Below are 13,650 nucleotides of genomic sequence, written 5' to 3'. Positions count from 1 at the left end.
CAGTAAATAGCAAAGCTCGTGCCGTTTCGTGTTGGGTGCGCGTCGCACCCCCAAAGGTTTTAGCGTAGGAGTCTGGGCATGGCAGGAGTAATGGATTCAGTAAACCAGCGCACACAGCTGGTAGGGCAGAATCGCCTGGAGTTGTTGCTTTTTCGCCTCGATGGCAAGCAGCTATATGGCATCAACGTATTCAAGGTGCGGGAAGTGCTGCAATGCCCCAAGCTGACGATCATGCCCAAGTCCAGTCCGGTGGTGTGTGGCGTTGCCAGTATCCGTGGTGCGACGATCCCGATTCTCGACTTGGCCCTGGCCACCGGTTCGGCGGGTTTGCAGGACCGCGAGAACCCGTTCGTGATCATCACTGAGTACAACACCAAGACCCAGGGTTTCCTGGTGCGCTCGGTGGAGCGCATCGTCAACATGAACTGGGAAGAGATCCATCCGCCGCCCAAGGGCACTGGCCGCGATCACTACCTCACGGCAGTAACGCGGGTGGATAACCAGTTGGTGGAAATCATCGACGTGGAGAAGATTCTCGCCGAAGTGGCACCGACGTCGGAAACGATCTCGGTCGGTGTGGTCGATGCCGACACGGCGCACAAGGCAATTTCCCTGCGCGTACTGACGGTGGACGACTCTTCGGTGGCGCGTAAGCAGGTGACGCGTTGCCTGCAGACGGTCGGCGTAGACGTGGTGGCCCTCAATGATGGTCGCCAGGCGCTGGATTACCTGCGCAAATTGGTCGACGAAGGCAAGAAGCCCGAAGAAGAATTCTTGATGATGATCTCCGACATCGAGATGCCTGAAATGGACGGCTACACCCTCACGGCTGAGATACGCAGCGACCCGCGCATGCAAAAATTGCATATCATCCTGCATACTTCGTTGTCGGGTGTCTTCAACCAGGCGATGGTCAAGAAGGTCGGTGCCGATGACTTTCTGGCCAAATTCCGTCCTGATGACCTGGCATCCCGGGTCGTTGAGCGGATCAAGGCAGCAGATCACAGCTAGGGTTTTTTTCCCTCGCGGTCACACGTTTTTTTAGAGGCGGTATCAGTGTCTACAGGTAATTTGGATTTTGAACAGTTCCGGGTCTTCCTGGAAAAAGCCTGTGGCATATTGCTCGGTGAAAACAAGCAATACCTGGTTTCCAGCCGTCTCAATAAACTGATGGAGCAGCAGGGCATCAAGTCCCTCAGCGAATTGGTTCAGCGGATCCAGGGCCAGCCACGCAGCGGTCTCAAGGAGATGGTGGTCGATGCCATGACCACCAACGAAACCTTATGGTTTCGCGACACCTACCCTTTCGAAGTGCTCAAGAGCAAAGTGCTGCCGGAAGCCATCAAGGCCAGCCCGGGCCAGCGCCTGCGCATCTGGTCGGCGGCCTGCTCCTCGGGGCAGGAACCGTACTCGATTTCCATGTCCATCGATGAGTTCGAGCGGACCAACATGGGCCAGTTGAAGGCCGGCGCGCAAATCGTCGCCACCGACCTGTCCGGCACCATGCTCACCAATTGCAAGACCGGTGAGTACGACAGCCTGGCCCTGGGCCGCGGCTTGTCCCAAGAGCGCCTGCAGCGTTACTTCGACCCGAAAGGGGCGGGGCGCTGGGCGGTCAAGGCACCGATCAAGAGCCGTGTGGAGTTTCGCTCCTTCAACCTGCTCGACAGCTACGCCAGCCTGGGCAAGTTCGACATGGTGTTCTGCCGCAACGTGCTGATCTACTTCTCGGCCGAGGTGAAGAAAGACATCCTGCTGCGCATCCACGGCACGCTCAAGCGCGGCGGTTACCTGTTCCTCGGTGCTTCCGAAGCGCTGAACGGTTTGCCGGACCATTACCAGATGGTGCAGTGCAGCCCTGGGATCATCTACCAGGCCAAGTAATTCGTAGGTCAAGTAATTCGCAGGTCAAAAATGTGGGAGCGGGCTTGTGTGGGAGCTCGCTTGCCTGCGATGCAGACACCTCGGTTTTTCAGTTACACCGAGGTGACACTATCGCAGGCAAGCCAGCTCCCACATAGCTCCGCTCCCACATTTGTTTGCGGCAATCCTTCCTGAAGCGGCAACTCTCAATTGCCGCTTTACTGGCGCCACGCGGAAAGCCCTTGCCGCTTTTCTGGCATCGCCGCCGGCAACCTCCCCGCAAAGCCCCGGAATACGGGCCTCCCGAGAATTGGCATGCGCCTTGCTATACCCCTTGTAACGAATAGCAGGTCAGCCTAAAGGTTTCCGCCATGAGCATCAGCTTCGATAAAGCGCTCGGTATCCACGAACAAGCCCTGGGCTTCCGCGCCCAGCGTGCCGAAGTCCTGGCCAACAACATTGCCAACGCCGACACCCCGAACTACAAGGCTCGGGATCTGGACTTCTCCGCCGTGCTTGCCGCACAGCAGGACAAGACCAAGAACGGCACCTTCGCCTTGAACATGACCAACAACCGTCATATCGAAGCGCAAGGCCTGAGCAATGGTGACGAGTCGCTGCTGTATCGCACGCCGATGCAGCCGTCGATCGACCAGAACACCGTCGACGCCCAGCTGGAGCAATCGGCCTACGCCGAGAACTCGGTGAACTTTCAGGCCAGCTTTACCCTGCTCAACAGCAAATTCAAAGGGCTGATGTCAGCCCTGCGTGGAGAATAAACCATGTCCCTGTCCAGTGTTTTCAATATTGCCGGCAGTGGCATGAGCGCGCAGACCACGCGCTTGAACACCGTCGCCAGTAACATCGCCAACGCCGAGACCGTGTCTTCGAGCATTGACCAGACCTACCGCGCCCGGCACCCGGTGTTCGCCACCATGTTCCAGGGCGGCCAGAACGGCGGCGGCGATTCGCTGTTCCAGGACCAGGGCGCCGCAGGCTCCGGCGTGCAAGTGCTCGGTGTGGTTGAAGACCAGAGCAACCTCGAAGCCCGCTACGAGCCCAACCATCCCGCCGCGAACGAAAAGGGGTACGTCTACTACCCCAACGTCAACGTGGTCGAGGAAATGGCCGACATGATTTCCGCCAGCCGCTCGTTCCAGACCAACGCGGAAATGATGAACACCGCCAAAACCATGATGCAGAAGGTCCTGACCCTGGGTCAGTGATAAGGGGCGCCAAATAATGGCCATCGTTGATACCTCAAACAACACGGCAGTTCAGGACCTCTTTAACAATAAGGTCAAGACTGCAACGGACAACAGCAGTGTCGGCGACGCAGCCAAGACGGCGACGGGCAGCCAGTCGCTGGGCAAGGACGCGTTCCTGCAACTGCTCGTGACCCAACTGAAAAACCAGAACCCGCTCTCGCCGCAAGACAACGGCGCGTTCGTGGCCCAGCTGGCGCAGTTCAGCAGCCTGGAAGGCATCAACACCCTGAACGACTCGGTGAATAACATCTCGAGCAACTTCAGTTCTTCGCAAGCGCTGCAGGCGTCGTCGTTGGTAGGACGTTCGATCATCACCCAGACCGACAAGGCGCTGGTCGATACCAGCAAGAGCATGACCGGCTCGGTAGCCGTCACGGCGGCGACGGGCAACGTGTCCATCAAGATCACCGACAAAGATGGCAACGTGGTGCGCACCATCGATACGGGCGCCCAGAGCGCGGGCACTTCCGACTTTATCTGGGACGGTAAGAACGAAAAGGGCGAGGTCGCTCCCGCGGGCACCTACACCTTCACGGCCACTACCAAGAACGACAAGGGCGACGCCGTTGCCCTGGCCACTTCGCTGCCGGCGACGGTAACGAGCGTGACCCTGAGCAAGACCGGCGGCGAAATGCTGCTGAACCTTGCAGGCGGCATGGGCAGCGTCAAGCTGTCGCAAATTCAGACTATCGGTACATAGAGCCGGCTAACGACGGCAGAGGGAGAGAAACATGTCTTTTAACATCGGCCTTAGCGGCCTCTATGCGGCCAACAAACAACTGGACGTGACCGGCAACAACATTGCCAACGTCGCGACCACTGGCTTCAAGTCGTCCCGCGCGGAATTCGCCGACATCTACGCCGCCTCCAAATTGGGCACCGGCCAGAACAGCATCGGCAACGGTGTGAACCTGGCGGCCGTGTCCCAGCAGTTCACCCAAGGTGACGTGAACGGCAGTGGCGGCGTGTTGGACATGGCGATCCAGGGCGGCGGCTTCTTCGTGCAGAAGGGCAGTGACGGTTCGCTGGAATACACCCGCAGTGGTGCTTTCCGTGCCGACAAGGACGGCTACATCACCAACAACACCGGGACCTCGCGCTTGCAAGGTTATGCGGCGGATGAGAACGGCAAGGTCACCAAGGGCGGCCTCGTCGACCTGCAACTGAATCTGTCGAATCTGCCGCCGAAGGCGTCCAGCAAAGTGGATTCCACCAGCAACCTGAACTCTTCGGAACCGGCGATCAACCAGACCACCAAGCCGTTCGACCCGTCCGACACCAGCACCTTTACCACGCAATACAGCACCACGTTGTACGATACCCAGGGCAACGCGCACTCGATGGTCCAGTACATGGTGAAGACCGATTCCAACAAGTGGATGTCCTACACCACGATCGACGGGCGCAACCCGGATGGATCGACGCTGGCCGCCACGCCGCCTGTAGGAAAGCTGCTGACATTTGATACCGCAGGCACGCTTTCGACGATCACAACGCCGCCGGCTACCGTCTCCAACACCACGCTGACCATCGCTGACTGGAAGCCGGGTGCCATGGTCAACGGGGTTTGGACAGACAACGGCGCTGCTGCCAACCCAGGTGGTATTGCCGTCAACATGTCCAATATCACCCAGTACAATTCGGCCAGCTACCGCAACCCACCGGTCACCGATGGCTACGCCACCGGCCAGATCACCGGCCTGAAAATTGACGGCAGCGGTGTACTGTTCGCAACGTTCAGCAACCAGCAGAGCAAGGCCATCGGCCAGATCTCCCTGGCCAGCTTCAACAACGAGCAAGGCCTGCAGCCATCGGGCGGCACCGCCTGGAGAGAGACCTTCGCCTCGGGCCAGCCGGGTTACGACACCCCGCAAGCCGGGACCCTGGGCTCGATCGTGGCCAACTCCCTGGAGAACTCCAACGTCAACCTGACCAACGAGTTGGTGGACCTGATCAAGGCCCAGAGCAACTACCAGGCGAACGCCAAGACCATCTCCACCCAGAGCACCATCATGCAGACCATCATCCAGATGACGTGATGCATCGGCGCTCCACAAGAAACCCCTCGTAAGAGGGGTTTTTTGTGCGCGTAAGAAAACAACCGGCGACCCATAAGGTTATGCGCTGAATTGCCTGCCAAGGAACGCCCAGCCTCTGTCTTGCCACTGATCGGACCAGAACCTGAGAGGTTCGCCAATCAAGGGGCCAGATATGTCGAGTGTTGGGATGTTCGGATCAGGTGGCGCACGCGCAACGCCTGTGTCAGGTGCGGGACAATGGGCGTCGACACCGGTCACGCCCGTTGCCAAAGCGACCGCGGTCAAAAAGTTGCTCAACGAACTGTTTGATGCGCAGCAAGCAGGCAAGACCCAAACGGTTCAAGACACGCGCGATAAATTGCACGCGCTGCGCGAGCAATTGGGCGACGCAAAATTCAAGGAAATCCTTAACAAGCTGATCGATGAGGCGAATGAAGGGCTTCTTGAGTTCCTCAGGCGCCTGCTGAAGGCATTGTTTCCTGAAGAAGACGAGACGCCACCCGGACCGCCCTCAGTCCCGCCAGGTGGTGGTGGTGGTGGTGGTGGCCCGAGCATGCCGCGCAGTGATTTTGGCCCTCGGGAATCCATGAGCAACAAGCCCATTACGGAGGGGGCCAGGTACTTCAACTACAAACCTGACAACAGCAATCCGGGGAAAAAACCCGACAATATCTGGAGCGGCTTCAGTCAGGGGCCGGATGGCAACTGCGTCACGGTGTCTTCGATAAAGGCCGCGATGATGCATTTTGGCCAGAAACCAACCGACGTCTTCAAGGAAGTCAAGGAGCGCGGGGATGGCTATGACGTGACCATGCGCGATGGCTTCAAGCTGTATCTGTCCAAGGGCGAATTGCAGCTCGCCGCCCGGGAAGCGCGCTTCAAGGGGGATGATCCGCAGATGATGACGGACGCCAACTTCATGTACGCCGCGAGTGCCAAGCGGGCTCAGATAGAGGGTAACTCCGGTGGTCCTCGCGAAAACGATAGCAATGCCCAGAGAAGTTTCATGGATGCATTGAAGAGCTTGAACGACGGGGAGCACACGCGTGAGGGGTTGCATCGATTGGGCTTGAAAAACCACTACCGGCAAGGCAGCCATAGCGACCTGGCGGCGGGGAAGGTGGGCACCGTGGAGTACAGCGGCCATTCCATGGCGGTGATTGGCAATCAGGTGGAGTTGTGGGGTGAGCGCGGTGGCGCTCCAAGGCCGGGTATCGTGACGGTATTTGTTTAAATCGCCGGCAAAAAGAAAACCCCGATAAACCCAACTGTATCCAGGGTCTATCGGGGTTTTCAGCTCCGGGTAATCAAACCCGCAACCGGCTCAGCTTATTGGCAAGCTTCGCAATCCGGCTCATCGATGGCGCAGGCCTTTGGCACGGGGGCCGGGCCGGCTGGAGCAGCGAGTACCGAATCATCACCGTGGTTGCCGCCGCTGGACACCGCATTCAGCTTGCCGGTGTTGATGGTCGACTTCTCGGTGCTGGTCGCGGCCAGGGCACGGAGGTAGTAGGTGGTTTTCAGGCCACGGTACCAGGCCATGCGGTAGGTCACGTCGAGCTTCTTGCCCGAAGCGCCGGCGATGTAGAGGTTCAGCGACTGCGCCTGGTCGATCCACTTCTGACGACGGCTGGCGGCGTCAACGATCCATTTGGTGTCCACTTCGAAGGCGGTCGCGTAGAGCTCCTTGAGCTCTTGCGGGATGCGCTCGATCTGCTGCACCGAACCGTCGTAGTACTTCAGGTCGTTGATCATGACCGAGTCCCACAGGCCGCGGGCCTTGAGGTCGCGAACCAGGTACGGGTTGATCACGGTGAATTCGCCCGACAGGTTCGATTTCACATACAGGTTCTGGTAGGTCGGTTCGATCGACTGCGATACGCCGGTGATGTTGGCGATGGTCGCGGTCGGTGCGATGGCCATGATGTTGGAGTTACGAATACCTTTTTGCACACGGGCACGTACCGGCGCCCAGTCCAGGGACTCGTTCAGGTCAACGTCGATGTACTTCTGGCCACGCTGTTCGATCAGGATCTGTTGCGAGTCCAGCGGCAGGATGCCCTTGGACCACAGCGAGCCCTGGAACGTCTCGTAGGCGCCGCGCTCGTCGGCCAGGTCGCAGGAAGCCTGGATCGCGTAGTAGCTGACCGCTTCCATGGACTTGTCGGCGAACTCGACCGCCGCATCCGAACCGTAAGGAATGTGCTGGAGGTACAACGCGTCCTGGAAGCCCATGATGCCCAGGCCGACCGGGCGGTGCTTGAAGTTGGAGTTCTGCGCCTGTGGCACCGAGTAGTAGTTGATGTCGATGACGTTATCGAGCATGCGCACGGCGGTGTTGACGGTGCGCGCAAGCTTCACGGTGTCCAGCTTGCCGTCGACGATGTGGTTCGGCAGGTTGATCGAGCCCAGGTTGCAGACGGCGATCTCGTCCTTGTTGGTGTTCAAGGTGATCTCGGTGCACAGGTTCGAGCTGTGGACCACGCCCACGTGCTGCTGCGGGCTGCGCAGGTTGCACGGGTCCTTGAAGGTCAGCCATGGGTGGCCGGTTTCGAACAGCATCGACAGCATCTTGCGCCACAGGTCTTTGGCCTGGATGGTCTTGAACAGCTTGATCTTGCCAGGGTACTGGGCCAGGGCTTCGTAGTACTCGTAGCGTTCTTCGAAGGCCTTGCCGGTCAGGTCGTGCAGGTCCGGTACTTCGGACGGCGAGAACAGGGTCCACTGGCCGTCATCGAAGACGCGCTTCATGAACAGGTCAGGGATCCAGTTGGCGGTGTTCATGTCGTGGGTACGACGACGGTCATCACCGGTGTTCTTGCGCAGCTCGATGAACTCTTCAATGTCCATGTGCCAGGTTTCCAGGTAGGCACACACAGCGCCTTTGCGCTTGCCACCCTGGTTCACGGCAACGGCGGTGTCGTTCACCACTTTCAGGAACGGCACAACGCCCTGGGATTTACCATTGGTGCCCTTGATGTACGAACCCAGTGCACGCACCGGGGTCCAGTCGTTGCCCAGGCCGCCGGCGAATTTGGACAACATGGCGTTGTCGTGGATCGCGTGGTAGATGCCCGACAGGTCATCCGGCACGGTGGTCAGGTAGCAGCTCGACAGCTGTGGACGCAGGGTGCCGGCGTTGAACAGGGTGGGGGTCGACGACATGTAGTCGAAGGACGACAACAGGTTGTAGAACTCGATCGCGCGGTCTTCCTTGTGCTTCTCTTCAATCGCCAGGCCCATGGCCACGCGCATGAAGAACACTTGCGGCAGTTCGAAGCGGATACCGTCCTTGTGGATGAAGTAACGGTCGTACAGGGTCTGCAGGCCCAGGTAGGTGAACTGCTGGTCGCGCTCGTGGTTGATCGCCTTGCCGAGTTTTTCCAGGTCGAAGGTGGCCAGGATCGGGTTCAGCAATTCGAATTCGATACCCTTGGCGATGTAGGCCGGCAGGGCCTTGGCGTACAGGTCGGCCATCTCGTGGTGGGTGGCGCTGTCGGCCACGCCCAGGAAGCCCAGGCCTTCGGCACGCAGGGTGTCCATCAGCAGGCGCGCGGTCACGAACGAGTAGTTCGGCTCGCGTTCAACCAGGGTACGGGCGGTCATCACCAGGGCGGTGTTGACGTCGGTCAGGGCCACGCCGTCGTACAGGTTCTTCAGGGTTTCGCGCTGGATCAGGTCGCCGTCGACTTCTTCCAGGCCTTCGCAGGCCTCGGTGATGATGGTGTTCAGACGGCCCAGGTCCAGCGGCGCGAAGCTGCCGTCGGCCAGGGTGATGCGGATCGACGGGTGCGCCTGTACGGCAGCCTCTTCGGCTGGAGTGCGTACGGCACGCTCCTTGGCGCGCGAATCACGGTAGATCACGTAGTCGCGGGCGACTTTCTGTTCGCCGGCACGCATCAGGGCCAGTTCGACCTGGTCCTGGATTTCTTCGATGTGGATGGTGCCGCCCGAAGGCATGCGACGTTTGAAGGTCGCGGTGACCTGTTCGGTCAGGCGCGCGACGGTGTCGTGGATGCGCGACGAAGCGGCAGCGGTGCCGCCTTCAACTGCAAGAAACGCTTTGGTGATAGCGACGGTAATTTTGTCATCGGTGTAAGGAACGACAGTGCCGTTACGCTTGATCACGCGCAGTTGGCCAGGTGCGGTGGCGGCCAGATCCTGGTTCGAATCAGCGGCCTGCGGCACGGAGCCTTGCGGGTTCTCGCGAGTTGTGTCGGTTTGCATGGGGGGTTGTCTCCACGTTCTATATTTGATTGCGAGTGCCAGGCTTTCCTGCAACACCCGTACCGTTTTCCATGTCTTGGATGAAAAACAGCTGCCATCCGCGTGAGCGGTTGGGTCTACTGAAAATCGTTTGGTTCAACGCTGCGCTAGCAATAAAACGCTTGAATTTCGAGCTGCTTGTGTGGTTGGGCGCTTGCATCAAAAACCCTACATGTAGGGTCTCTTGAAGAGCCGAGGTACAAGATAATGCGTTTTCGAGGGGTTAGCAACGCAGTAACCTGTGGATAACGCTGTGGGTAAAATGTGTAAGAAAGGTCGAATGGGCGTGTAGGCCGCATTGCTGCTGGATTGCACCGTTTGTCATTAAATGTTTCGGGCTCAAAACAACCTGGTCATTTTCGAAGGGCGCGAACCCTATCACAAAAAAACGCGTTCACCGAATGCATTTCCCGGCTTGTGTTTGAGGCTTGGAGCATGGCTACAATCAGCCACTGTTATGCCCTCAAAACATGACAATCAGGGTATGGCCGGTGGAGATCTAATGTGGGAGCGGGCTTGCTCGCGAAAGCGGTGTGTCAGTTATAGGTGTGCTAACTGATCCACCGCTTTCGCGAGCAAGCCCGCTCCCACATTTGAAACTGCGCCGGCCTGACCATTTTCCAATAACAATGAGGTAGCGCATGGAGCAAGAAGCCTGGCAAATCCTGATCGTCGAAGATGACGAGCGACTGGCCGAACTGACCCGCGAATACCTGCAAAGCCACGGTCTGCGGGTCTCGGTGGAAGGCGACGGCGCGTTGGCGGCGGCGCGCATCATCGCCGAGCAGCCGGACCTGGTGATCCTCGACCTGATGCTGCCCGGCGAAGACGGCCTGAGCATTTGCCGCAAAGTGCGCAAGCGCTATGACGGTGTGATCCTGATGCTCACCGCGCGCACCGACGACATGGACCAGGTGCTGGGCCTGGACATGGGCGCCGACGACTACGTGTGCAAACCCGTGCGCCCGCGTTTGCTGCTGGCGCGCATCCAGGCCTTGCTGCGACGCAGCGAACCGGTGGAACCGGTAGTCGTGGAAAATCAGCGCCGCCTGCAGTTCGGCCCCTTGGTGGTGGACAACGCCCTGCGCGAAGCCTGGCTGAACGCTGCCGGTATCGAACTGACCAGCGCCGAATTCGACCTGCTGTGGCTGCTGGTGGCGAATGCCGGGCGCATCCTTTCCCGCGAAGAAATCTTCATCGCCCTGCGCGGCATCGGCTACGACGGCCAGGACCGCTCCATCGACGTGCGCATCTCCCGGATTCGCCCGAAAATCGGCGACGATCCTATCCACCCGCGCCTGATCAAGACCATTCGCAGCAAAGGCTACCTGTTCGTGCCCGAAGCCTGCGCCGACATGCCACTGTGAACTCGATTTTCCTGCGCATCTACGGCGGCATGTGCGCCGCGTTGATCCTCGTGGCGCTGCTCGGCGTGCTGGCGTTGCACCTGCTCAACGAAGTGCGCAGCGGCCAATACCGCGAACGCCTGGCCCACGGCACCTTTGCCCTCATGGGCGACAACTTGCAACCCATGAGCGCCATCGAACGCCAACGCGCCCTGGCGGTGTGGGAGCGGTTGCTGGGAATTCCGCTGGCATTGCGCGCCCTCGCCGATACGCCGCTGGACCTGAGCCAGCGCAATCGCCTGCAACGCGGCCAGGTGCTGGTGGAGCAGACCGGCCCTCACGCTGCGCGGGTATTGCGCTGGGTCGGTGGCCAGGAGCAGCTTGTGCTCGAAGGCGAAGTGCAGCAGATCAGCGAGCAACTGGCGCGCGCGACGATCTATTTGCTCGCCGATGAACTGGTGCGCTTCCCGGTGGCCGAGCAGCCACAGCGCCTGGCGGATATAAAAGAAGCCAAGGGGTTTGGCTTCGACATGCACCTGATGACCCTCGACCAGGCCGATATGGACGAAGACCAGCGCCGTCGTGTATCGGAAGGCGATACGGTAATGGCCCTTGGCAAGGGCGGCGATTCGATCCGGGTGTTTGCCGGGATGGTCGGTACGCCGTGGGTGCTGGAAATCGGTCCGCTGTATCAGATGAACCCTTACCCGGCGCACTGGCTGATCCTGATCGCCTTGATCGGGTTGACCCTGATCGGTTTGATCGTCTATCTGTTGGTGCGTCAGCTGGAGCGCCGTTTGAAGGGCCTGGAAGCCGCCGCCACCCGCATCGCCCAGGGCAACCTGGAAGTTCGCGTAGCGGCTCGCGGCGCCGACTCGGTAGGGCGCCTGGCCGCAGCGTTCAATGGCATGGCCGAGCACTTGCAGCAGCTGCTGGCGATCCAGCGCGAACTGGTGCGCGCGGTGTCCCACGAACTGCGCACTCCGGTGGCGCGCCTGCGTTTCGGCCTGGAGATGGTCGGCGATGCCACCACCGCCGAGGCGCGGCGTAAATACCTGGAAGGCATGGACAGCGATATCCAGGACCTCGATGGCCTGGTCGACGAAATGCTCACTTACGCGCGCCTGGAACAAGGCTCGCCGGCGCTGAATTTCCAGCGGGTCGACCTCAATGCCTTGCTTGATCAAGTGATCGGCGAATTATCGCCACTGCGTGCGCAGATCAAGGTGGCCCGTGGTATCTGCCTGTCTTCGGCGCATTGGGATGACGCCTGGGTCGACGCCGAGCCGCGTTACCTGCACCGTGCCCTGCAGAACCTGGTGAGCAATGCCATGCGCCACGCCCAGGGGCAGGTCTTGATCAGTTATCAGGTGGGCCAGGTGCGTTGCCGCATCGATGTGGAAGACGACGGCCCGGGCGTGCCGGAAAGCGCCTGGGAGCGCATCTTCACGCCGTTCCTGCGCCTGGACGACAGCCGCACGCGCGCCTCGGGTGGGCATGGCCTGGGGTTGTCGATCGTGCGGCGGATCATCTACTGGCACGGCGGGCGGGCGCTGATCGGCAAGAGCAATAATCTGGGTGGGGCGTGCTTCAGCCTGAGCTGGCCCAGGGATCAGGGCAAACCCTGATACCGCTTTCGCGAGCAAGCCCGCTCCCACATTTGAAATGCATTCCAATGTGGGAGCTGGCTTGCCTGCGATAGCGATCTATCAGGCGCCGACAGCCACCAGGCTCAACAACTGACCCTCATCCACCGCAAACTGCCCAGCCAGTTCCTTGCCATGGCACCACTCATCCGACAGGTCTGTCAGTAACCGCAGCCTTATATGCCCGGCCTCTGACCACTCCAACACCTCGGCATGCTCAAAGTAAAAGCGCTTGCCCACGATCGGATACAGCGCCTTGAACAGGCTTTCCTTGGCCGAAAACGTCAGCGTCACCAACAAAGCGATCTGCTCGCGGTCCAGCGTGCCCATGCGCTGCAATTCCACGGCCGTCAGAATTTCCCCGGCCAGGCGCTCGGCCCGCTCCAGTGACAGCACATTTTCCAGGTCCATCCCCAGCCCGCGCCATTGCGCCTTGTGCCCGACAATCGCCGCGGCATGCCCGGTGCTGTGGGTGATCGAGCCACTGATAGGCGCAGGCCACACCGGCGCACGGTCTTCGCCGATGGCGGGGATGCAGTCGAGATGATCGAGCTGTTGCAGCGCAGCGCGCGCGCAGAGTCGGCCGGCCAGGAACTCGGCCTGGCGCTTGGCCACCGAACGTTGGATGCTGGCCGGCGGCGGCACCGCACTGCGCTGAAAATCATCCGCCGCTAATAAGGCAGGATCAAAACGCGTGCTGAAAAACACCGTGCCCGGCAAGGGTTCGGGCAGCGGCCATTGGGCGTCAAGCGGGGTGCAGCAAGCGGGTAGGGGATTCATGGGGGTATTTTGCCGAGTTGAGGCGCCTGCGGATAGCCCGCAGCGGTTCGGCGCTTGTTCAGGGGCAGTTCAGGGCTGTTTGCGTAGGCTGATTGCAACAGCCAAAACGCGTATGAGGTAACACACCATGACTGCGATCAAAAAGCTGATACTGGCCTTGACCCTGCTCAGTGCCACCGCCGGAGCTCAGGCTGCGGAGGGTGGGTTCGCCGAGTTCGGCAGGGAGAAAACCAGGAGAACCAGTAGCCTGATCCAGCGTGTGAGCTTTGAGGACGTTGGCAGCCAAGCGACGCCCTGGGGCCAGTCCCTGGGCCTGGCAACCCCGCAGCCGGGTTACCGCGCCGGCTATGAGCGCCTGAGCGGCCGGTTCAATGGCATTAAACTGCGCCCGCAAGCGCTGCAGGGCCGCTATGATATCCCTCTGTCGGACAGTTGATTTGCT

12 protein-coding genes are annotated in these 13,650 nt (G+C 60.1%); 10 read left to right on the top strand and 2 right to left on the bottom strand.

What is annotated here, in order from left to right; translation table 11 throughout:
- Positions 1-78 precede the first annotated feature (78 nt).
- The 7 genes from KVG91_RS06180 to KVG91_RS06150 all read left to right on the top strand — a co-directional run bounded on the left by KVG91_RS06180 (position 79) and on the right by KVG91_RS06150 (position 6,404).
- Positions 79-1,011: a chemotaxis protein CheV gene (locus KVG91_RS06180; protein ID WP_169378096.1), complete on the top strand. Its 933-nt coding sequence runs from the start codon at positions 79-81 to the stop codon at positions 1,009-1,011.
- Positions 1,012-1,056: 45 nt separating this feature from the next.
- Positions 1,057-1,884, top strand: a complete 828-nt coding sequence (gene cheR / locus KVG91_RS06175; RefSeq protein WP_169378095.1) for a protein-glutamate O-methyltransferase CheR — start codon at positions 1,057-1,059, stop codon at positions 1,882-1,884.
- Between the two features lie 350 nt (positions 1,885-2,234).
- A complete protein-coding gene (gene flgB / locus KVG91_RS06170) occupies positions 2,235-2,642 on the top strand; it encodes a flagellar basal body rod protein FlgB (protein WP_049711905.1) in 408 nt (135 codons plus the stop codon).
- 3 nt (positions 2,643-2,645) lie between these two features.
- Complete coding sequence (gene flgC, locus KVG91_RS06165; protein ID WP_169378093.1) at positions 2,646-3,089, top strand: flagellar basal body rod protein FlgC; 444 nt, start codon at positions 2,646-2,648, stop codon at positions 3,087-3,089.
- A 16-nt stretch (positions 3,090-3,105) separates the two neighbouring features.
- Entirely contained in the window at positions 3,106-3,831 is a 726-nt protein-coding gene (gene flgD / locus KVG91_RS06160; RefSeq protein ID WP_169378092.1) for a flagellar hook assembly protein FlgD, read from the top strand.
- 31 nt (positions 3,832-3,862) lie between these two features.
- On the top strand, positions 3,863-5,170 hold the full coding sequence (gene flgE / locus KVG91_RS06155) for a flagellar hook protein FlgE (protein WP_169378091.1): 1,308 nt from the start codon (positions 3,863-3,865) through the stop codon (positions 5,168-5,170).
- A gap of 172 nt (positions 5,171-5,342) precedes the next feature.
- Entirely contained in the window at positions 5,343-6,404 is a 1,062-nt protein-coding gene (locus KVG91_RS06150) for a hypothetical protein (RefSeq protein WP_225926952.1), read from the top strand.
- Between the two features lie 95 nt (positions 6,405-6,499).
- Here KVG91_RS06150 and KVG91_RS06145 read toward each other — a convergent pair whose 3' ends face one another.
- Positions 6,500-9,397: a ribonucleoside-diphosphate reductase subunit alpha gene (locus KVG91_RS06145; RefSeq protein ID WP_169378089.1), complete on the bottom strand. Its 2,898-nt coding sequence runs from the start codon at positions 9,395-9,397 to the stop codon at positions 6,500-6,502.
- A 680-nt stretch (positions 9,398-10,077) separates the two neighbouring features.
- On the opposite strand from KVG91_RS06145, the gene KVG91_RS06140 reads away from it, so the two are divergent.
- Both KVG91_RS06140 and KVG91_RS06135 read left to right on the top strand, forming a co-directional pair.
- The gene (locus KVG91_RS06140) at positions 10,078-10,803 is read left to right on the top strand and encodes a response regulator (RefSeq protein ID WP_169374737.1); all 726 of its coding nucleotides are present in this window, start codon (positions 10,078-10,080) and stop codon (positions 10,801-10,803) included.
- Positions 10,800-12,410 carry an ATP-binding protein gene (locus KVG91_RS06135; RefSeq protein WP_169374736.1) on the top strand — a complete coding sequence of 537 codons (1,611 nt, stop codon included), beginning with the start codon at positions 10,800-10,802 and terminating at the stop codon, positions 12,408-12,410. Before KVG91_RS06140 ends, KVG91_RS06135 begins: the two co-directional genes overlap by 4 nt.
- 81 nt (positions 12,411-12,491) lie before the next feature.
- On the opposite strand, the gene KVG91_RS06130 is transcribed toward KVG91_RS06135, so the two are convergent.
- Positions 12,492-13,208 (bottom strand): 4'-phosphopantetheinyl transferase family protein, encoded by a 717-nt coding sequence (locus KVG91_RS06130; protein WP_169374735.1) that lies wholly within the window; start codon positions 13,206-13,208, stop codon positions 12,492-12,494.
- Positions 13,209-13,335: 127 nt separating this feature from the next.
- Here KVG91_RS06130 and KVG91_RS06125 point away from each other — a divergent pair, with 127 nt between their 5' ends.
- Positions 13,336-13,644: a hypothetical protein gene (locus KVG91_RS06125; RefSeq protein ID WP_169374734.1), complete on the top strand. Its 309-nt coding sequence runs from the start codon at positions 13,336-13,338 to the stop codon at positions 13,642-13,644.
- Positions 13,645-13,650: the final 6 nt, after the last annotated feature.

Origin of the sequence: Pseudomonas azadiae, assembly GCF_019145355.1 — a bacterium.
Lineage (GTDB): Bacteria > Pseudomonadota > Gammaproteobacteria > Pseudomonadales > Pseudomonadaceae > Aquipseudomonas > Aquipseudomonas azadiae.
The sequence above is the reverse complement of the archived record's forward strand: the minus strand, read 5'-3'. Positions and strand labels throughout refer to the sequence as shown.